This window comes from Anaerococcus senegalensis JC48 (assembly GCF_000321005.1).
GTDB lineage: Bacteria > Bacillota > Clostridia > Tissierellales > Peptoniphilaceae > Anaerococcus > Anaerococcus senegalensis.
Window position 1 is genome coordinate 86844 of the sequence record NZ_HE578909.1, and the last position, 21542, is coordinate 108385.

Genomic DNA, 21542 nt, shown 5'->3' on the forward strand with positions numbered 1-21542 from the left:
TTAATATTTAAAAATTTACACAGTCTCTTCTTTTTATTTATTGTTAGTCCTGATCTTTTTAACATGACTGTTATTCTTCTATAGCCGTAGTTTGGATTTTCTTTTCTTATTTTGAATATTTTGTTTTCTATTTCTATATCTTTATTTGGTCTATTTAAACGTTTTTGCCAATACATATATGCTGATTTGCCAAGATGAAGTTTTTTTAACAAGTCTTTTAGTTTGTATTTGTTCTTAAGAGCTCGATTGTTTCAGTAATTGTCTTATTTCTGCATCTGTCATCTGAGACAATTCTCTCTTTTTTATTGCATAATTTTCTAGCTTAAGCCAATAGTTTTTTTATTCTAATTTCTTTATTTTTTTTAATTGTGCTTGTGTTAATAATTCATTTTCTGAATTGCTTAAGTTTTCTGATGATTCTATTTTAGTGTCTTTTGATTTATTTTGAGACTTTGGCATTTTTGAAGGTCTTCCTCTCTTTTTAGATTTCAGTTCTTCTATGCCTTTTTCTCTAAAGTCTATTACCCATCTTGCTATTATTGATGGGTTGTTTATCTTTAATTCATTTGCTAGGCTTTGATAGGACATTTTTCCTGTTAAGTACAGGTTTACTACATTTAACTTAAATTCCAAAGTGTATTGTGTATTTTTTCTCTTTACTTTTAGCCCTTCATAGCCTTGTGATTTGTATGCATTTACCCATCTTTTTACTATTTCCTGATGAGAAAGTTTATATTTTTCTGATAAAGATTTATATGAGATGCTTGATTCTAAATATTCCTTTACTACTTTCATTTTAAATTCTGTACTATATTTTGTCATTTAAAAACTGACCTCCTTTAGTTAGTTTTTAGGTCTAATTTTTGGGAGTCAGTTCATTCTATTCATCACCTTTTTATTTTTATTAAATTTTGAAATTTTTAAAAATTTATTTAATAACTTAAGCCATGTCCTAATTTGTAAATATTTCCATCTTTATCTTTATAAGCATAAGTCATGCCTTCTGGCATATATTTATCCTTATCATATCCAGGAACATCATTTGGAGAAATGCATTCACCATTTTCATCTACTGCGATTACTTTTTCGCTTTGTGGGAATGTGAATGGTAGTTTTCCAACTGGTGAAACTTTTCCTAAAAGTACATCTAATTGGGCATCAATGTAGGTTTCAAAATTTGCGCAAAGAGCGTCTGCTTTTTCTTCAATTGAATCAAGAAGCCATGGCATGGTTGAGTTTACACTTATTATTAATTTCCCATTATTTTCTTTCATAATTTTTGAAAGCTCATCTACCCTTTTAATGTTTGAAACTGTTGTTTCTTTATATTCGCTTCCATCAATTGCTATATTGGTTTTATCTTCGCAAAGCGCAAGTTCTAGAAGGCCTGGTGTAGCTGAAAAATAATTTCCAGATTTTGGTGTTATAAAACAAATTGAATAATCTGCATCTTTCGGATCGTCAACAAGTTTTATTTCAGAATATTTTTTTGCTTTTTCTATAGCTTCTTTTCTAAATTTATCTGCTTTTTCATTTTCTTTGTGTAAAAATTCTATATAAATTTTAGAATTTTCTTTTATTGGCAAAGTCTTTTCAGAATTTTTAAGAATTACTAAAGATTTTTGATGAGCCCTATATGCTTTTTTCCTATTTTCTTCATTTTCTATAATTTCACTTGCCTTATTCGGATCTACATATGTTTTATCATCAAATAAACCTAATGCAAACATTTCTGTCAAAAGTCTTACATTTGCTTCGTTTATTCTTTCTTCTTTGATTTTTCCTTTTTCTACAGCTTCTAAAATCCAATGAACTTCATTTGTATCAGAAATTAAATCAACTCCATTGTTTATAGCAAAGGCTGCTCTTTCATCTTTTTCAAGATGCAAAACTCCCCAAGCCATATTATCCAAAATTCCACTATCTGAATTTATATATCCCTTAAATCCAAATTTATCTCTTAAAATATTTTGAATAAAATATTCATTAAAAGCAAATCCTACTGGTTCAAACGGAACTCTTTTTCCATCAAAAAATTGTACAGAGCTTTTTTCATGACTTGGTATAGAATAATAAGGCATTATTGATGAAACATTCTCCTCACAAGCTACTTTAAATGGAGGAAGATGATATTTTTCTAATGAGCCTTTAGTTTTATAAACATTATATTTTCCTTCTTTATAATGTGGATCAAAACCATTTTCTCTAGCTCCTCCACCTGGAAAATGCTTTATAGTTAAGGCTACTGATTCTGAATCTAATTTTTCTCTTTGGAAAGCATTAATCAATCTTTTACAAGCATCTGAAATTAAATCTGTATCTTCTCCAAAAGTTCCATAGAATCTTTGCCATCTTGGATCTGTTGCTGTATCAACCATATACATATATCCTTTTTTTAATCCTGTAGCTTTCCATTCTTCTCTTGCTATTTCTCCAAATTCTGAAAATATTGAGGAGTCTCCGCCCTTTGCCCTATCTCCTAAAGCAATTGCAGCAAGACCTAAAGTTGATGGATAAGTTGTAAAAACTCCAACAGCATCATTCATTCCAAAAGTTGCCTCAGCATTTTCATTTCTTGAATTTGATGCAATTATTGCAGGAATTCCAAGTCTTGTTGATTCGCAAACTTCATTTACTGCATTTGTCCACTCAGCAATATCTTTTTCGCTAAAATTATCTCTTAAGATAAAATGTCTTAAATGTAAATCTTTTATATGACCTGTTGTTCCATAATTTTTTTGTCCTATAAAAACTGTTTGGTCATAAAAAACTTCTTCATCTAAAATTCCATTATGGCTAGTCTTTGATTTGTCTTCTTGATTTAAACCCATTTTTTGAGATTTTATCATCATATTTCCACACTTTTCTTCTAGTGTCATCCTATTTACCAAATCTTTTGCACGACATAGAGGATCAAGTCTCCAATCTTCATAAGGGTCCAATCTTCCATTTCCATTTAAATCTTTAAATAATAAACCTTCTTCTTTTATTATTTTTTTACTTTTTGTTTCGAGTTTAGGTTGGTACATATAAGCTCCTCTTAATTTTTTTACTTATCTGTTTTCTTCTAATATTTCATTATTTCTTAATACAGTTTTTCTGTTTAGTGGATATATAAAGAATAAAACTAATCCTGCTACAATCAAGGCTATTGCTGGCATTAAAGTTGTCACTCTATATATTCCATTTGCAACCTCAACACTTTGGTCTGCAAGACCAGAAACATATCCAACTGAAGCCAAGGCAAATCCACCAAGACCTCCTGCTGCTGCTTGTCCTAATTTTCTTGCAAATGAATATACTGCATAAACTTTTCCGTCATCTCTTTGTTTGTTTTTAATTTCCAAATCATCAATTACATCTGTAATCATTGCCCAAGTTAGGGTGTTAAATACTCCTAAAAACATAAAGGCTAGAGCATTTATAAATAAAAATACGTACATATTTTTTATTTTTAGTATAAATAGGGCTAAGAAAATTAAACCTGAACCCAAAACTCCAATTGTTGAAGCTTCTTTTTTACCTACAGTTTGTCCCAATTTCATAGCAATTGGAGCTGTTATTAAAACTGGTAAATTCATTGCAAGTCCTGCAAGAGACATTCCTACTGAGTTTTTAAAATAAACATTATAAACATAAGCGTTCATAGCCATTACTAAGAGCATTGCTAAAAGTTGTAATATAGAAATTAATATTATAGCTATAAGTGATCTTTTATTTAATAAATTGAAAATTCCTGATAAAATTGAAGTTTTTTTAGTTTCTTTTGCAATATTTACTCTTTCTGTAACACTTTTATAGCAAAACATATATGATAATACCGCTAAAATTCCAAATACTCCAGCAACTATTGGAAATCTTCCGTGTAAAAGTACATCAGCTTCACCCGGTGTTTTTCTATAAAGCAAAAATGGTGTTACAAACCCTATTGATAATTGAGCTACTGTTGTTCCTATAGTTCTAAAAGTTGACAATTCTGTTCTATCATCTGTGTCAGGACTTATTGCTGATGCCATAGATCCGTAAGGAATATTTATAAAGGTATAACAAAATGATCCCCAAAATAGGTAAGTTACATACATATAAATAATTTTAAAAGTCATTGACATATCTTTAAGACCAGTTTGGAATAATAAAAATGATGCAAAGGCTACTGGTATAGCTCCCCATTTAATAAATGGTCTAAATTTTCCATCTTTATTTCCCATAAACCTATCTACAATAGTTCCCATTCCTACATCTGTAAAAGCATCTAAAACTCTTGCCAAAACAAATAAACTTGCTACAATTTTTCCATCAACTCCCCAAACATCTGTGTAAAATAGCATTAAATATCCTGATACAAAGAAAAATGTAAAGTTATTTGCTATATCTCCTGCCGCATATCCTAGTTTGTCCATAATGCCAAACGGTTTTGTTTTTGCTTGCATAATTTGCACTCCTTTTTTATTTTTTGGTAACGTTTTTTTTATTTTTTATAAAACTAGCCTTACTAGTTTTATCTTTGAACTTTTCCTGAAGTATCTCCTCCTACAAGATTTTCTATTTCTCCACGGCTTGCCAAATTTACATCGCCTTTTATTGTATGTTTTATTGCTGAAGTTGCTACAGCAAAATCAAGTGCATCTTTTTTATTTTTTCCATCCAAAAGACCGGTCAAAAGTCCTGACGTGAAACTATCTCCACCGCCAATTCTTTCTACAATTTCTATATCGATTGCCTTTGTAAAATAAGCTTGGTCTCCACTATAAATTCCTGCAGACAGTCTATTTCTTGATGCAGAAAAACATTCTCTTATTGTTGAACAAATATTTTTTATTCCTGTTCTTTGGTAAGTTTCTTTAAACATTATTTCAAGACTTTCTTTATTAAATTCACCCTTATATGATTTGTGAATTTGTGGAATAACTCCTATACAAAGGTCTACATACTTGTTTGTTTTTTCATAAAATTCTAAAGCTTCGTCAAGTGTCCACAATTTTGATCTGTAATTTAGATCAAAAGATACAAAAACATTATTTTCTTTAGCTTTTTTCATCGCCTCAAGGGTTATTTCTTGACAATTTTTTGAAATTGCTGGAGTTATTCCTGAAACGTGAAAAACATCTGTATTTTTAAAGATTTCATCAAAATCAAAATCTTCAACTTTCGCTTTTGAAAATGATGAATTTTTTCTATCATATATTACTTTTGATGGCCTAAGTGAAACTCCATTTTCTGAATAATATATGCCTACTCTGTCTCCACCTCTTTTAATATAATCAGTTTTGACTCCAAACTGTCTCAATGAATTTATTGCCGCTTGTCCAATTTCATGTTCTGGCAATTTTGTTACAAAATATGCATCATAGCCAAAATTTGATAGGGCTACTGCAACGTTTGCTTCTCCTCCTCCATAAAATGCATCAAAATTTTGTGCATGCAAAAATCTATCATATCCTTTGGGAGATAATCTTAACATTATCTCCCCAAGAGTCACTATTTTTTTTGCCATTATTTTCTTACCTCAGAAATTTTTTCTAAATATTCTTTTGCTTTTTTAGTAATTTCTTCTCTTGATCCTTTTACAAGATTTGACCCTGCTCCAACTGCAACTACTCCAGCTTCAAACCAATCTTTTATATTTTCTAAACCTACTCCACCTGTTGGCATAATTTGAAAATGTGGATATGGTCCATGGATTGCCTTTACATATGATGGTCCTGGTAGGGAACCTGGGAATAATTTTATAATATCTACCCCATATTCATAAGCTTTTAGCATCTCTGCAGGTGTGATACATCCTGGCATATAAGGAATATTATATCTATTGCAAAGTTTTGCAACTTCTTTGTCAAATGATGGACTTACTACAAATTTTGCTCCATTCATTATTGCAAGTCTTGCAGTTGTTGGATCTAAAACCGTTCCTGCTCCTATTAAAGTATCTTCTGGTAATTCTTTTTGAAGAATTTGGAAAACTTCGATTGCATTTGGAATTGTAAAAGTTACTTCGAGTGTATTTATTCCTCCATCGATTAAACCTTTACAAAATTCTACCGCTTGTTCAGAAGAATTTGCTCTTATTACTGGCACTATTCCCAATTCTTTTATTCTTGAAAGTGTTTCAATTTTTGACATATAATCTCCTTCTTACATTTCTATTTTTATAAAATTTTTAGCATTGTTTATGCAAATATCTTCAATGACTTTTCCTAAAAATTCTTCATCCCAAGGATATTCACCATTTTCTACAAGGCCTCCTACAAAATTACAAAGGATTCTTCTAAAATATTCGTGCCTTGGATATGATAAAAACGATCTTGAATCTGTTAGCATTCCAACAAATTTAGCCAAAACACCTACTTGAGAAAATACTTTCATTTGCTCAATCATTCCTTCTTTGTGATCAAGATGCCACCAAGCTGTTCCAAGTTGTACTGTAGAAATTTTTTCTTCATTAAATCTATTAAATGATCCTGCAATTGTCATTACTGGATAATTATCTTTTGGATTTAGCGGGAAAATTAATGTTCTTGGTAAGCCTTCGCCTTCTTCTATATCTGATAAAATATTTGCTAAATTTTGAGCGTAAGCTAGGTCTGATTGAGCATCTCCTCCAACATCAGCTCCTATGGCCTTAAACATTTTTTTGGAATTATTTCTAATTACTCCAACATGAATTTCCATTGCCCAATCAAGTTTTTGATATTCTTTTGCCAAAAACAAAAGCATTTCTGTTTTGAATTTTTCTTCTTCGTCCTTGTTTATGTTTTCTTCAGAAAATTTCTTTTTCAAAATTTCATTTATTTCTTTTTCAATTGCTCTTTTGTATGGGACATATTCAAAGGCTTGATCGCTTGCCCTACATCCATTTTCATTAAAGAAATTAATTCTTTGCTTTAAAGCTTCTTTTAAACTTTCAAAATCTTTGATTTCTACTCCGCTTATTTTTGATAAGTCTTTTAAATAAGTATTAAAAGTATCTTTTTCTATATAGATTGCATTATCTGGTCTAAAGGCTGGTTTTACTACAAAATCAAGATTTTCTTTTTCTAGTTTTTGATGGTAAATCAACTCGTCTATGGGATCATTTGTTGTACAAACTGCTGCCACCTTGCTCATTTTTATCAAGCCTTGTGGTCTATATTCATCTTTTTTCAAAAGTTCATTACATTTTTCATAGATTTCTTTTGCTGTTGATTTGTCCAAACAATAATCAATTCCAAAATAATTTTTAAGTTCAAGATGGGTCCAGTGATAAATTGGATTTCCTATTAAATTTGGCATTATTTCTGCGTATTTTTCAAATTTTTCAAAATCTCCTGCATCGCCAGTTATATATTTTTCATCTACTCCACAAGCTCTCATAACTCTCCACTTGTAGTGATCTCCACCAAGCCAAGCTTCGGTTATTGATGGAATTTTTTTATTTTCATAAATTTCTTTTGCCTCAAGATGACAATGAAAATCAAATATTGGAACATCTTTTGCATATTTATGAAAAAGAATTTTCCCATATTCATTTCTGAGCATAAAGTCATCTGTCATAAATTTATTCATCTTTTCCTCCTTAAATTAAGCCTGCGGCTTGTGGCAAGCCAAGTGACATAAATGGAACGTAGGTTACAAGAATTAAGCCTAATAAAATTCCTGCATAAAATCTAAGCATATAAGGCATAACTTCTGCAAGGCTTGTATCTCCAACTTTTATAGCAACAAAAAGTGTGTTTCCAACTGGTGGAGTTATATTTCCTATACAAAGATTGTAAACAAGTATTAAACCAAAATGTATTGGATGCATTCCAAATTCTGTAACTATTGGCAAGAATAATGGTGTGAAAATCAAAATTGCTGGTGTTACATCCATGAATGTTCCTGCTATTAATAAAATCACATTTATAATTAGTAAAATTATATATTTATTATTTGTTATTGATAAAAGGGCTGCCCCTATCATTTGTGGAATTCCTGTAAATGCCATAACCCATGACAAAATATTTGAAACTCCTATAAGAAATACTACAATTCCACTCATTTTTGTAGATTCTACTAAAATATTCCATACTTTTTTTACATTTAAGTTTTTGTAAATAAATCCAAGTACTAAAGAATATAAAACTGAAATTGCTGAACCTTCTGTAGCTGTAAATACTCCAATAATTATTCCACCAATAACTACAATTATTAATCCTAGTGAAGGAAGGGCCTCTATTGTTGCTTTTCCTAAATTTTTCCACGAAAATTTTCCTTCATTTGATGTGTAGCCTTTTTTCTTTGCAAATGCAATTGCAACAACAATACATGCTACTGTCCAAATTATTCCTGGAATATATCCTGCAAGAAACAGTGCTGCAACACTTGTTCCTCCTGAAACTAATGAATAAGTAATTAAGGCATTTGATGGTGGAATTAAAAGTCCTGATGGAGCACTTGCTCCGTTTGCACTTGATGTAAGTGCCTTATCATAGCCTTGTTTTTCTTCTCCATCTTTTACCATTGATCCAACTGCTGCAGCAGCTGCTGATGCTGATCCTGAGATTGCACCAAAAAGTGCATTTGCTCCAACATTTGTAACCATCAAGGCTCCTGGAAGTTTTCCAAGAATTGCCATTACAAAATTTACAAGTCTTTTTGCAATTCCACCTTCATTCATTAAATTTCCTGCAAGAATAAAAAATGGTATGGCGGTTAAGGTAAAAGAACTCATTCCAACGAATGTTCTTTGGGCTGCTGTTATAACTGATATATTTAGGGCGACTGTTAACAAAATTCCAGAAATTGCTGCTATACCTATTGAGAAAGATATAGGAACTCCAAGTATTAATAAAATTGCTAGTACGCAAAGTATAACTGCTAGTGCTTGTAATGCCATTATTTCTCACCTCTCTTTAGGTATTTTTCTGTTTCACTATCTATTGCACCTTCTGTAGAAGATTCTTCTACAGATTTTTTTTGAGTGAAAATTATTTTTCCATCAAAAATATCTTTTATATTGAGTAGGGCATAAATAATATTTACAATACCTGAAATTAAAATTGGTATATAAAATATTCCTATTGGAACTGAAAGTGATGAGGTCATTTGTCCCATCGCAAGTTTAGTTATAGAATATCCTCCATAAACCAAAATTACTACTGAAAATATTAAAATTATTATCTCTGAAAAAATTCCTACTATCTTTTGAACTTGAGGACTTCTTTTATCCATTATTACTGGAATATTCATGTGTCCTCTTTCTCCTACAACAAGGCTTGCTCCAAAAAGAGTTGACCAGGCAAAAAGATATGCTGTCAATTCTTCTGTCCATGTTGCTGAATTATTTAAGACATATCTTGTAAATACTTGCCAAATTACAAGTATAAACATCACAGCAAGGGTTGTGGCTGATAAAATTTTCATTATATTATCTAATATTTTTCTCATTTATTTTGCCTCCTTTGCTGGATATTTCTTGTTATATTCTTGAATTTTTTCATAGTAAGGTTTTAATTTTTTGTTTTTATTTATTACTTCTTCTTTTAGTGGTTCTACAACTTTTGAAAAGGCCTCTTGGTCTGGGTAAATAAATTCTACTCCCATTTCTGTTGCCTTTGTTTTTGCATTTTCTACTGAACTTTTCCACTCTTTTCTTTGTTTTTCTGATAAAACCTTAAATCCTTCTTCAAAAACTTTTCTATCTTCTTTTGGTAAGCTTTCTAGCCACTCATAATTTGCTATTACTATATCTGGTACCATTTGGTGCATATCATAAGAATAGTATTTACAAATTTCTCCATGTCCATTTTCTGTCAAGGACATCTCATTATTTTCTGCCCCATCAATTATTCCTGATTGTAAGGCTGTATAAACTTCTCCAAATCCCATTGGTGATGCACTTGCTCCAAACATATCCATCATTTTTACATTTGTTGGTGATTGTTGAACTCTTATTTTTAATCCTTTTAAGTCTTCTGGTTTTTCTATTTTTCTATCTTTTGTATAAAAAGATCTACTTCCTGCATCTAACCAAGTTACTCCAACAAATCCACCTTCTTTTGTTGATGAAAAAATCGGTCCTGTTATTTCTTTATCGTCCATTACTGAATGATAAGCTTTTTCTGATGAAAATAAGTATGGTAGGTTAAATATTTCGTACACATTATCAAACGTTTCAAGAATAGCATTACTTGCAACACAAATATCTATAGCTCCTGTTTGTGTCAATTGAACCATATCTGTTTGGCTTCCGAGTAGTTCGGAAGGATAAACTTGAACATCATATTTATCTCCAAGTTTATCTTCCACATATTTTTCAAATTCCAAAAGTCCTATATGAGTTGGGTGCTTTTGAGATTGGTTATGTCCTACTCTTACAATAATTTTTTCTTGGGCGTTTGATGAACATGATGCTAATATTAAAACCATAAATAAGCTTAATATTATTGATTTTAATTTTTTGTTCATATATCCCTCTTTTTTTTATTTATTATTTTTATCTATTGCTTCCCATAAACCGTTGATATAAGCTACTCCAAGTGCCCTATCATAAAGTCCATAGCCTGCTCTTCCTTCTTCGCCCCAAATCATTCTTCCATGGTCTGGTCTTAAATATCCATCAAATCCTGCATCATACAAAGCTTTCATAATTTTATACATATCTAGGCTTCCTGCAGATGATAGGTGAGCTGATTCATAAAATTCTTTTTCACCTGTAAATTTTATATTTCTAACGTGCATTGCTCCGATTTTTCCTCTTTTTGCAAAATCGTAGATTATTTCAGCAACATTATTTTCTTTTCTTGAACCAAGAGATCCTGTACAAATACAAAGTGTGTTTGATGGACTATCTACTAGATTTACAATTTTTTCTAAATCTTCTGGTGTAGATGTTATTCTTGGTATATTAAATATTGGCCAAGCAGGATCATCTGGATGAACTGCCATTTTTATTCCTACTTCTTCGCAAACTGGAATTATTCTTTCTAAGAAATATTTATAATTTTCTCTTAATTTATCCTCATCTATGCCTTCATAAATTTTAAGTGTATCTTCAAGTTGGGATAATCTTTCTGGCTCCCAGCCTGGAAGTTCAAAATTTCCTGCTCCATCTAAAATTTCATCAACCATATCTCTTGGACTTAATCCTTCTACCTTTTTTTGATCAAAAGCTAGAGTGTTTGAGCCGTCAGATAGCTCTTTTTTTAGGTCTGTTTTTACCCAATCAAAAACTGGCATAAAATTATAAATTACTGTTTTTACTCCACAAGCTGCAACATTTTTTAAAGATTGTTTATAATTTTCTATATATTTATCTCTTGTATCAAGTCCCATTTTTATATCTTCGTGGACATTGATTGATTCGATTATTTCACATTCAAGTCCAACTGCATGGCATTTGTCTACGTATTTTTGGAAAACATCTTTTTCCCAAACTTCGCCTGCTTCCCACTCATTCATCATAACCATTACCCCAGTAACTCCTGGAATTTGTGCAACATATTCTAGTGATATTGGGTCGTCGTTTCCATAATGTCTAAATGTCATTTTCATAATTTTTTACCTCTATAAATATTTTTTTAATGTCTCTCTTACTGAACCAGGCTTTTGGGATAATTCTTTGAAATATTCTTTTACCTTGTCGGAAAGTCCTACTTCTTTTAAATTTACTCCAAATATTCTTTCATTTTCTAATAATTTATTTAGTCCTTCTGTTTCTTTAAATTCTCCCAATTTTATTCCTTCAAGATCTTTTTGTAATTCTTTCATTAATGGATCTGGTGAAAGGTCGAATTTTTCTCCCTTATCATTTACGCCCAATAAATATCTTAGCCATCCTGCAAGAGCAAGTGGTATATATTTTAAATCTTTGGCATCTTTTCCTTCAGTTTTCACATAAGATTTTATGGTTTCTCCAAATCTTATGGCAACTTTTTGTGATGTATCTGTTGCAATTCTTTGTGGTGTGTCTGGTATGAATTTATTTGGAAGTCTCACGTTTATTACTTCATCAATAAAATCTTTTGGATCTAAAATTTTTGGATCTGCCACTACTGGAAGTGCCTCGTCATAGCCTATTTTTTTAATTAATTTTACAAGTTCTTCATCTTTCATTTCTTCAGAAATTGATTCATAGCCTAAAACGCAACCATAAGTTGCAAGAACTGTGTGAAGTGGATTTAGGCAAGTTGTAACCTTCATTGTTTCAATTTTGTTTACAGTTTTTCTATCAGTTAAATACACTCCAACCTTTGAAAAATCTGGTCTATCATTTTTGAAATCATCTTCCATTACCAAATATTCTGCTTCTTCACTGTTTACAAAAGGAGCTATATAGGTATTTTTGCTTGTAATTACTGTATCCATATTTTCAAATCCAAGTTTTTCCACATAATCTTGAACTTCTTTTGCAGGTCTTGGTGTGATTTTATCTATCATTGTCCATGGATAAGAAACTTTTTCTTCAAGGTATTTTATAAACCCATCTTCTACCTTTCCTGATTCATTCCATTTTTTAGAAATTAGCATTACAGAATTTTTTACCTTATCTCCATTTTTAGAACAATTGTCAAGACTTAAAAGGGTTAGCTCTTTTGCATTTTTCTTAAATCTTTTGTACAAAAGATTTGTAAGAATACTCATCAAATGTTTACCATCTTCTGGATTGTTTTCCAAATCATTTTTTACAACATCCATTAAATCTCCGTTTGGAGCATACAAATTGTATCCTTTTTCTGTTATTGTAAAACTTGCTATTTGAAGATTATCGTTTAAAAATATTTCTTCAATTCTTTTAAGATCATTTAGTGTTAAACTTTCTACCAAATTTGCAATTAAGTTTGTGTCAAATTTCCCATTTTTGTGAAGGGTCACTGAAAGAGCAAGGTTATCATGAGGCTTATATATCTTTTCAATTATTTCGCCATCAAAAGTTTCAACTACAGAAATTCCCCTGTCAAACTCACCTTCATTTATCAAATCTTGACCAATTCTTGCAATGTATCCCCTAAAAATATTTCCAGAACCAAAAGCAATCCATTTTGGATCCCTAATGGAATCTTCTCTCAATTTTTCAACATCATATTTAGGAAACTCATCAACATTTTTTTCGATTTCTTTTAAATTTTTCAAATCTAATTTCATAATTACTCCTTTAATTAAACAAGAAACATTCCGACCTTAAGTCAACACTTTGACCAATCTATATATATTTTCTAAATTAAATACTCTGTTTTTGAACAAATTTTGCTTTAATTAAATTAATTTGTTCAAATTTTTCACCCTTTTCAAGCCTAAACAAATTTTCTATGGCAATTTCCGCCTGCTTTCCTATGTTTTGATCAATCGAAGAAATAGGCTTATAGGTATAATTAGTAATATCCTCATTATCAAAACCACAAATTCCAATATCTTCTGGAACCCTTATATCATTTTTTAAAAAATATTTGTAAAATTTAACCGCGAGACTATCAAGCTCAAATTGAATGCAATCTATTTTTTTCTTTTTAATAAATGAAACTATTTGATCAACATCCTCATTAAAATCTTTTACCATAAATTCAATAAAGTCATTTTGAGGATAATTTTTTTTCAAAGATTCAATAAAACCAGTTTTTTTCGCCTTATAAGCCCTTGTTTGATTTTTATGACCCTTTGAAATAAAAATAGGTTTTTTGTAGCCCTTCTTCTTAAAAAAAGATAAGGACTGGTCTATTGCATCAACTTCATCACAACAAACATAAATAATATTCCTATACTTTTTTTCACCAATAACATTTAACATCACAAATGGAATTTCCCTAGAAATATTCTCAAGCTCTTTCAAAAAATCTTTTTCCCCATAAGTTGAACCAACGGTTATAATTGCATCAACTTTCTTTTCTCTCAAAACTTTAAGGTAGTCAAGCTTTTCACTTTCATCATCACTTGTATTACAAAGAATTGAAACAATTCCACGAGCTTTTAGATTTCTTTCAAGTGCGTAGGCAGATTGATTATCAAAATAATTTCTAATATTTCCAACCATAATACCAATATAGTTTGTTTTTGAACTTGCAAGAGCTCTTGCAACATCATTAGGTATAAAATTTAATTTTTCTATAGCATCCTCAACTTTTTTTCTAGTTTTATCAGATACCCTATTGGTACCATTTATAACCCTAGAAACGGTTGCAACAGATACGTCAGCATATTCTGCAACATCATAAATGTTCATAAATCCCTCTAGTAAAATATAACAAGCTGTCATGATTTTAAGCAATAAAATTCCTATTTAAAGCACCTAAGCCATTTAATAATTTTGATTTTATCTCTACCAAAAAATTAATAAATACTAAAAACTTCTTTTTAAAACCATGAAATTCCACCAAAAATAAGATTTTAAATCTTAAAGTTCTATAAAAATTAAGTATCTGAAATAAAATTTCTAATTGGAAATTTTAATTTAAATCTTAAATATTTACTCTTAAATTCATTACAATGCTTACCCAATTTTTTAAATCAAAAAATTATTTTCTCAAAAAAATTTTGATGAAAACATTTTTGTAACCGCTTACATTTTTAATAAAAATATATAAGCCCTAGGGCTTAACAAGATTATTTTTTCTTAGAATAAACTTCAATCTTTATCTACAATAAATATATCATAGTTTTTTATCAATTACAAGCTTTAAATTTAAATTTTCATAAATTATATCAAGCTAAAACTAAATTTTTTTGAAAAATAAAAATATCTTGCTAAAAATTAAAAATGAAAAAATATCACTAAATATTAAAAAAATATAAAAAATAAGCCATCTCTATTTATCGAGACGACTTAAATAAGATTTTTATATATTATTTTAATTTTTTTCTTCATTATTAAAGAACATATAAAATTTAGCAATCAACAACACTTACAAGTAGAGATTTGGGGCCTAGGTGGACTCCAAATACTGGTGGGACTGACATTTCTTTGAATAGTTTTGCATTTTTTATTTCATCTTTTAATAATTCTTTCATTATTTTTATTTCATCAAAGCTTGACCCACCGCCTATTGCTAGCATATATTCTTTTTTGTCTTTTATTTTTTTCTTTACAATTTTTGCCATTTCTTTGAAAGACTTTTTCTTACCTATTACTTTTTTGGCAATTTTAATTTCCCCGTCTTTCATCGTAAAAATCGGAGTGAAGTTTATTAGATTTGCTACTTTTCCTATTGATTTTGGTAGCCTACCTCCTTTTACAAGGTAGTCAAGACTATCTGCCCTTACAAATACATTTGCTTTTTCTACATCTGCTAGGGCCTGTTTATAGATTTGATCATAACTTTTTTTATCTATTGCAGCTTGGGCTGCTTTTGTTGCTATAAAATAAATGGGGAGAGAGGCTATTTTTGTATCTATTACATCTATTGTCACATCTTTTTCTATATGATCTTTGGCCAAATTCATCATGTTATTCATGCCAGAAAGTGACGACCCTATTGAAAAACAAAGAAATTTATTATAGCCTTCTTTTATATATTTTTCCAACATTTCTGTAAATTCTCCAACTCCCGGAATTGAAGTAGTCACTTTTTCTTCACTTTTTCCAAGTTTTTCAAAAAATTCTTCACTTTCTATGTCAACTTGGTCTGTGTATGTCTTATCCTCAAAGTGAATTTTAAATGAAATTACACCAATATTATATTTTTTAGCTTCTTCAAGGCTAATAGAACTTCCTGAATCAACTATTATTTTTATTTTTTCCATTTTATTCCTCGATAGTAACATTAGAAAAAGAGCCTCAAAACAAAAAGTTTCAAGGCCTTGTCTTTTTTATAAATAATATTTTTTAATTACATTTAGATTATCATCTAATTCGTAAACTAGTGGTTTTCCTGTTGGAATTTCTAAGTCCATTATGTCGTCATCAGAGATTTTTTCTAAATGTTTTGCCATAGCTCTTAAAGAGTTTCCGTGTGCTGCAACTAAAACTGTTTTTCCATCTAATAAGTCTTTTGCAATATTGTCTGTGTAGAATGGAAGACATCTTTCAAGTGTTACTTTTAAGTTTTCAGCTACTGGGATTATTTCTTTTGGAAATTCTTTAAATCTATCTTGGCTTGCTTGTTCTTTTGCATCTTCTTCTGAAAGAGCTGGTGGAAGTGTATCGTATGATCTTCTCCAGATATGAACTTGTTCATCTCCATATTTTTCTGCTGTTTCTTTTTTGTTTAAGCCTTGAAGTGCTCCATAGTGACGTTCATTTAATCTCCATGATTTTACTTGTGGAACAAATAATTGGTCAGAATATTCTAGGGCAAAGTTACAAGTTTTGATAGCTCTTTTTAAAATTGATGTATAAGCAACGTCAAATTTAATTCCAGCTTCTTTTATTTTTCTTCCTGCTTCTTTTGCTTCTTCTACTCCTTTTTCTGATAAATCAACATCCACCCAACCAGTAAATTTGTTGGCAAGGTTCCATTCACTTTGTCCGTGTCTTACGAAAACTAATTTTTTTGTCATTATCTTCTCCTCATTTTTTCCTTTTTTTCAAGTTGTTTTTGCTTGGCTTTCATTGACTCATTCTTTTCTTCATCAATGTTATCAATCCATGTGAGGGCATTTGCAGTTCCCTTTATTACACATTCCCTAGGATCTTCTGCAATTTTTACACCAATTTGTAATCTTTCATTTATTCTTTTTGAAAGACCAAGTGTTAGCGCTCCTCCACCTGTTAAGAATATACCTCTTTCGTATAAATCTGCAGCAAGTTCTGGTGGAGTTTGCTCCAAAACATTTTTTATTCCATTAATAATTTTATCAATTGATGGAAGAAGGCAATCATATATTTCTCCCACAGGAATATAAATTCTTGATGGAAGTCCATCTTCTATTAACCTTCCAACAACCTCAATTGAATCTGTAAAGTCTGCTTCTTGGGCTTTAATTTTTATCATTTCAGCACTAGATTCTCCAATTAGCATCCTATATCTTTTTCTAATATGATCTTTTATATCATTGTCAAAATCATCACCAGAAATTTCTATAGAAGCACTTGTTACAATTTGTCCCATAGAAACTACAGCTATATCAGAAGTTCCTCCTCCAATATCTATAATCATATTTCCCTTTTCATCTGTAATATCTATATCGGCACCAATTGCTGCTGCAAGAGGTTCATCAATTAAATAAACTCTGTGGGCCCCAGCATTTTCTGCCGCTTGAAGCACTGCTCTTTTTTCAATTTGAGTTGCCTTACTTGGGACGCAAATCAAAAGATCTGGCTTAAAAAAGGACTTATCCAAGGATTTTTTTAAAAAATATTTTAACATTTCTTCTGTTGCTTTAAAATCTGCAATAACTCCATTTTTCAATGGTTTTAGGGCAACTACATTTCCAGGAGTTCTGCCCAATATTTTTTTAGCGTCCTTTCCTACTGAAAGTATTTTTCCAGTAAGAGTGTCTTTTGCTATAACTGAAGGTTCTTCTAAACAAATTCCCTTACCTTCTACAAAAACTAGGACTGAGGCTGTTCCCAAATCTATTGCAACACTTTTTCTAAACCTTGACATGGCCTCTCCTATTTATTTTTTAATTTATCCACTTGGTCTAATTTTTCCCAAGTAAAGTCTTTATCATTTCTTCCAAAATGTCCATAAGCAGCTGTTTTTTTGAAAATTGGTCTTTGTAAATCTAATTTGTCAATTATTGCTTGAGGTCTAAAATCAAAAACTTCTTTTACAATTTCTGATAATTTTTCATCTTCATATTTACCAGTTCCAAAACTATCTACATAAATTGAAAGAGGTTTTGCAACTCCTATTGCGTAGGCTACTCCTATTTCACATTTTTTACAAAGTCCTGCTGCTACCATATTTTTTGCTGCATATCTTGCCATATAGGCTGCTGACCTATCAACTTTTGTAGCATCTTTTCCAGAAAATGCTCCTCCACCAGATTTTGAATATCCACCGTAAGAATCTACAATTATTTTTCTTCCTGTAAGTCCAGAATCTCCTTTTGGTCCACCGATTACAAACTTTCCTGTTGGATTTATATAATATTTTGTATCATCATCGATGTATTTTGGATCTATTACTTCTTTGATTACTTTTTCAATTACATCTTTTTTAATTTGTTCAAGACTTACATCTTCTGAGTGTTGGGTTGAAATAACTATAGAATCTACTCTTTTTAAAACCCCATCTTCATATTCGACTGTAACTTGGCTTTTGCCATCCGGTCTTAAATAATCAAGAATTTTTTCTTTTCTAACATAGGTTAATTTTTGGGCAAGTTTTTGGGCATAAACAACTGATAGTGGAAGATATTCATCTGTTTCATCATCTGCATAACCAAAAACCATTCCTTGGTCACCTGCTCCAATTTTGTCATATTTATCATTTGTTGACTTATAATCCATAGAATCATCAACTCCTTGAGCAATATCAGGAGATTGTTCTATAAGAGATGTTAAAACTGCAACATTTTGATAATCAAATCCTAATTTTGGATCATCATAACCTATTTGTCTTATTGTTTCTCTTGCTATACTTTCTATTGGGGCATAAGCATTTGTAGAAATTTCTCCAACAACCATTACAAGCCCTGTTGTTGTGATACATTCACAAGCTACCCTTGAGTTTTTATCTTGTTTTAAACATTCATCCAAGATGGCATCAGATATTTGATCGCATACCTTATCTGGATGTCCTTCTGTTACTGACTCTGAAGTAAATAATTTTTTCATCTTAACTCCCTTCTTTTAAGGATAATTATACCTTAAAGACTTTATTTTTTTAAGCTATTTTTTCTAATAAAACTACGGCTCTTGCCTCAATTCCTTCTCCACGTCCTGTGAAAGATAATTTTTCTGAGGTTGATGCTTTTATTGATACATTTTCTATATCTGTTTTTAAATGTTTTGCTAATTTTTTTTGAATCTCTTCTCTTTTTGGTGAAATTTTTGGCATCTCACAAATTATTACCGTATCCAAATTTCCAATTTTATAGGATTTTTCTTCCATTAATTTTACCACCCTATCAAGAAGTTTTATGGAATATATATCCTTATATTCATCATCTGTATCTGGAAATAAATTTCCTATATCAGGAAGATTTAAGGCTCCAAGAATTGCATCCATTATGGCATGAACCAAAACATCTGCATCAGAATGACCCAAAAGTCCCTTTTCATATTGAAATTCTACTCCCCCAAGGATTAATTTTCTATTTTCTACTAATTTGTGAACATCATATCCTAATCCAATTCTCATCTAATCCTCCAAAAATCCTCTAGCAAATATCAAATCTTCTGGCGTTGTCATCTTTATATTTGAGTATTCACCTTCAACCACTTTTATTTTTTCTTCACTAAAGATTTCAAAAAGTTGGCTATCATCTGTAATTGTAAAATCACTTTGTATATATTTTTTATAATAAGATAAAATTAGTTCTTTATCAAAAGCTTGAGGTGTTTGAACATTATAGACTTCTTTTCTAAGTGGTGTGTTTTTCACTAATAAATCTTTGTCTACAATTTTTACCGTGTCTTTTGATTTTACAGCACTTATTACTGCCTTATATTCTTTTGAATTTTCTATTACTTTTTCAAATAATTCTTTACTTGCAAAAGGTCTTACCCCATCATGAGTTAAGACCAATTTAGAATTTTTATCTACAGCTTTTAAGCCTTCATAGGTTGACAGTTCTCTTGTTTGTTTGCCAAATACATAAGATATTTTTTTATCGTATTTTTTGATAATATCTTTTAAATAGTTTTCATCATCTTTTCTAATTACTACAATTATTTGGTCGATTTCTTCTAAAGATACTATTGTATCAAGACATATTTCAAGAATTTTTTTTCCTTTTAATTCTATGTAAGGTTTGGCCCTATCTGATTTCATCCTAAGTCCATTACCTGCTGCTGTAATTACTGCTGATATTTTTTTCCCATCTATCATACTATTCCTTCGCCTTTACAAAAATCATTTTTCCTGCAGATGTTTGTAAAACACTTGTTACTGTTGTATTTATTTTCTCTCCAATTAAATCTTTTCCATCTTCAACTACAACCATAGTTCCATCTTCAAGATACCCAACTCCTTGGTTTCTAGATTTTCCTTCTTTTATAACTTCAATTTCCATAAGCTCTCCTGGAAGAACTTTTGTTTTCATAGCATTTGCTAAATCATTTATATTTAGTACTGTAATCCCTTGTACATCTGCAACTTTATTTAAATTGTAGTCGTTGGTAAATATTTTTGCCCCCGTATCCTGAGCATATTTTAATAATTTTGAATCAACTTCTTTTATTTTTGGATAATCTATATCACTTATTTCTAAATTTATTTCCTTATTTTTTTTAATCTCTTTTACAACATCAAGTCCACGTCTGCCTCTTTCTCTTTTTAAATCGTCTGGACTATCTGCTATATGTTGGAGTTCTTCTAGGACAAATTCTGGTATTATAAGCTTTCCTTCAATAAAATTTATCTTTATAATATCCAAAATTCTTCCATCAATTAATACAGATGTATCAATTAATTTTGAGGAGTAATCCTTATCTAAATTCTTTTTACTTTCTTTTCTATTTTGTATTTTTACCTCTTTTACCTTTTGAAATATTTGAGGGTACTTGTCTGGATATTTTGATGCAATTCTCCAACCCAAAAGTCCAAAGCCCAAATAAATAATAATAGATAATAGCACAAAAATTGAATTACCAACAAGTGGTAATGATAAAGAGCTTAGTGGTCTGGTTACAAGAAATGCCAAAATTAAACTTACAATTACTCCGCTTATTCCAACAGCAACACTTAATGGGGGCAAATCCTCCAAATATTTTTCTAATTTCATAAATACATCTTCCAGCATTTTATAAATAAATCCTGATAAAAAATAAAATAATATCGCAAATAATAAAGCTACTAAGACATTAGCTGCAACAAAAAAAACAGAACTATCTATTGTAAAATTCACAACAGATAGTACCAATTTAAATACAGATATGCCTAGAATAGCTCCAATTACGAAAAACATAATTCGAAATATTCTATTAAACATTTTTTTCTCCTAATATTGGATTATAATCCTATCGATTCGTCAATCATTTTTTCAGCGTCATCTTTTTCTAAAGAACCTGACATAACTAATTCGCTAGCCATAATTCTTCTTGCTCTGTTTAAGAGTTTTTTCTCCGTTGTTGAAAGTCCCTTGTCATCGTCTAAGGCAACAAGGTCTCTTACCATATTTGCAATTTTAAAAATGTCTCCAGTTTTTAAAATTTCTTGATTTTCTCTATACCTTAGATTCCAATTATTGTTTAAATCTTCTGGATCTTCTTCTAAAATTTTAAGTATTTTCTCTCCTTCTTCTTTTGATATAACATCCCTTATATTCATTTTATTAATATTTGATTTTGGAATTGAAATATCCATGTTACCTATAGGCATCTTAAGAATAAAATATTCTTTTTCTTCGCCTAAAAATTCCTTAATTTCTACAGAATCTATTATCCCTGCTCCATGCATAGGATAAACTATTTTATCACCGATTTTAAACATTTTGACCTCCTAGGTTCTCTCTTTTATTATAACCTTTTTCGGCCAAATAGT

At 30.3% G+C, this 21542-nt stretch carries 20 protein-coding genes; all 20 read right to left on the minus strand.

Annotation, left to right across the window (positions count from 1 at the left end; genetic code table 11):
* Positions 1–339 precede the first annotated feature (339 nt).
* Entirely contained in the window at positions 340–822 is a 483-nt protein-coding gene (locus ASHG_RS08190) for a helix-turn-helix domain-containing protein (protein ID WP_051145911.1), read from the minus strand.
* Between the two features lie 110 nt (positions 823–932).
* Positions 933–3029 carry a glycoside hydrolase family 3 protein gene (locus ASHG_RS08195; protein ID WP_040398796.1) on the minus strand — a complete coding sequence of 699 codons (2097 nt, stop codon included), beginning with the start codon at positions 3027–3029 and terminating at the stop codon, positions 933–935.
* A 24-nt stretch (positions 3030–3053) separates the two neighbouring features.
* Complete coding sequence (locus ASHG_RS08200) at positions 3054–4430, minus strand: MFS transporter (protein WP_040398797.1); 1377 nt, start codon at positions 4428–4430, stop codon at positions 3054–3056.
* 68 nt (positions 4431–4498) lie between these two features.
* Positions 4499–5494, minus strand: coding sequence for a sugar kinase (locus ASHG_RS08205; RefSeq protein WP_040398798.1), 996 nt, complete (start codon positions 5492–5494; stop codon positions 4499–4501).
* Positions 5494–6120: a bifunctional 2-keto-4-hydroxyglutarate aldolase/2-keto-3-deoxy-6-phosphogluconate aldolase gene (locus tag ASHG_RS08210; protein ID WP_040398799.1), complete on the minus strand. Its 627-nt coding sequence runs from the start codon at positions 6118–6120 to the stop codon at positions 5494–5496. Before ASHG_RS08210 ends, ASHG_RS08205 begins: the two co-directional genes overlap by 1 nt.
* Before the next feature lie 12 nt (positions 6121–6132).
* Complete coding sequence (gene uxaC / locus ASHG_RS08215) at positions 6133–7542, minus strand: glucuronate isomerase (RefSeq protein WP_040398800.1); 1410 nt, start codon at positions 7540–7542, stop codon at positions 6133–6135.
* A 10-nt stretch (positions 7543–7552) separates the two neighbouring features.
* Positions 7553–8854, minus strand: a complete 1302-nt coding sequence (locus tag ASHG_RS08220) for a TRAP transporter large permease (protein WP_040398801.1) — start codon at positions 8852–8854, stop codon at positions 7553–7555.
* Positions 8854–9405 (minus strand): TRAP transporter small permease, encoded by a 552-nt coding sequence (locus ASHG_RS08225; protein WP_040398802.1) that lies wholly within the window; start codon positions 9403–9405, stop codon positions 8854–8856. The genes ASHG_RS08220 and ASHG_RS08225 overlap by 1 nt, the downstream gene beginning before the upstream one ends.
* A complete protein-coding gene (locus ASHG_RS08230) occupies positions 9406–10425 on the minus strand; it encodes a TRAP transporter substrate-binding protein (RefSeq protein WP_040398803.1) in 1020 nt (339 codons plus the stop codon).
* 15 nt (positions 10426–10440) lie between these two features.
* Positions 10441–11511, minus strand: a complete 1071-nt coding sequence (uxuA, locus tag ASHG_RS08235) for a mannonate dehydratase (RefSeq protein ID WP_040398804.1) — start codon at positions 11509–11511, stop codon at positions 10441–10443.
* 12 nt (positions 11512–11523) lie between these two features.
* Positions 11524–13101 (minus strand): mannitol dehydrogenase family protein, encoded by a 1578-nt coding sequence (locus ASHG_RS08240; protein ID WP_040398805.1) that lies wholly within the window; start codon positions 13099–13101, stop codon positions 11524–11526.
* A 76-nt stretch (positions 13102–13177) separates the two neighbouring features.
* On the minus strand, positions 13178–14173 hold the full coding sequence (locus ASHG_RS08245) for a LacI family DNA-binding transcriptional regulator (protein WP_040398806.1): 996 nt from the start codon (positions 14171–14173) through the stop codon (positions 13178–13180).
* 662 nt (positions 14174–14835) lie between these two features.
* Entirely contained in the window at positions 14836–15690 is an 855-nt protein-coding gene (locus ASHG_RS08250; protein ID WP_040398807.1) for a DegV family protein, read from the minus strand.
* A gap of 66 nt (positions 15691–15756) precedes the next feature.
* Positions 15757–16446, minus strand: a complete 690-nt coding sequence (gpmA, locus tag ASHG_RS08255; protein ID WP_040398808.1) for a 2,3-diphosphoglycerate-dependent phosphoglycerate mutase — start codon at positions 16444–16446, stop codon at positions 15757–15759.
* Complete coding sequence (gene mreB / locus ASHG_RS08260) at positions 16446–17495, minus strand: rod shape-determining protein (RefSeq protein WP_040398809.1); 1050 nt, start codon at positions 17493–17495, stop codon at positions 16446–16448. The genes gpmA and mreB overlap by 1 nt, the downstream gene beginning before the upstream one ends.
* 8 nt (positions 17496–17503) lie before the next feature.
* Positions 17504–18673 carry a methionine adenosyltransferase gene (gene metK / locus ASHG_RS08265; protein ID WP_040398810.1) on the minus strand — a complete coding sequence of 390 codons (1170 nt, stop codon included), beginning with the start codon at positions 18671–18673 and terminating at the stop codon, positions 17504–17506.
* Between the two features lie 49 nt (positions 18674–18722).
* The gene (ispF, locus tag ASHG_RS08270) at positions 18723–19199 is read right to left on the minus strand and encodes a 2-C-methyl-D-erythritol 2,4-cyclodiphosphate synthase (protein WP_040398811.1); all 477 of its coding nucleotides are present in this window, start codon (positions 19197–19199) and stop codon (positions 18723–18725) included.
* Positions 19200–19889 carry a 2-C-methyl-D-erythritol 4-phosphate cytidylyltransferase gene (gene ispD / locus ASHG_RS08275; RefSeq protein WP_040398812.1) on the minus strand — a complete coding sequence of 230 codons (690 nt, stop codon included), beginning with the start codon at positions 19887–19889 and terminating at the stop codon, positions 19200–19202.
* 1 nt (position 19890) lies between these two features.
* Positions 19891–20991 carry a PIN/TRAM domain-containing protein gene (locus ASHG_RS08280; protein ID WP_040398813.1) on the minus strand — a complete coding sequence of 367 codons (1101 nt, stop codon included), beginning with the start codon at positions 20989–20991 and terminating at the stop codon, positions 19891–19893.
* 20 nt (positions 20992–21011) lie between these two features.
* Positions 21012–21491 carry a CarD family transcriptional regulator gene (locus ASHG_RS08285; RefSeq protein ID WP_040398814.1) on the minus strand — a complete coding sequence of 160 codons (480 nt, stop codon included), beginning with the start codon at positions 21489–21491 and terminating at the stop codon, positions 21012–21014.
* Positions 21492–21542 lie beyond the last annotated feature (51 nt).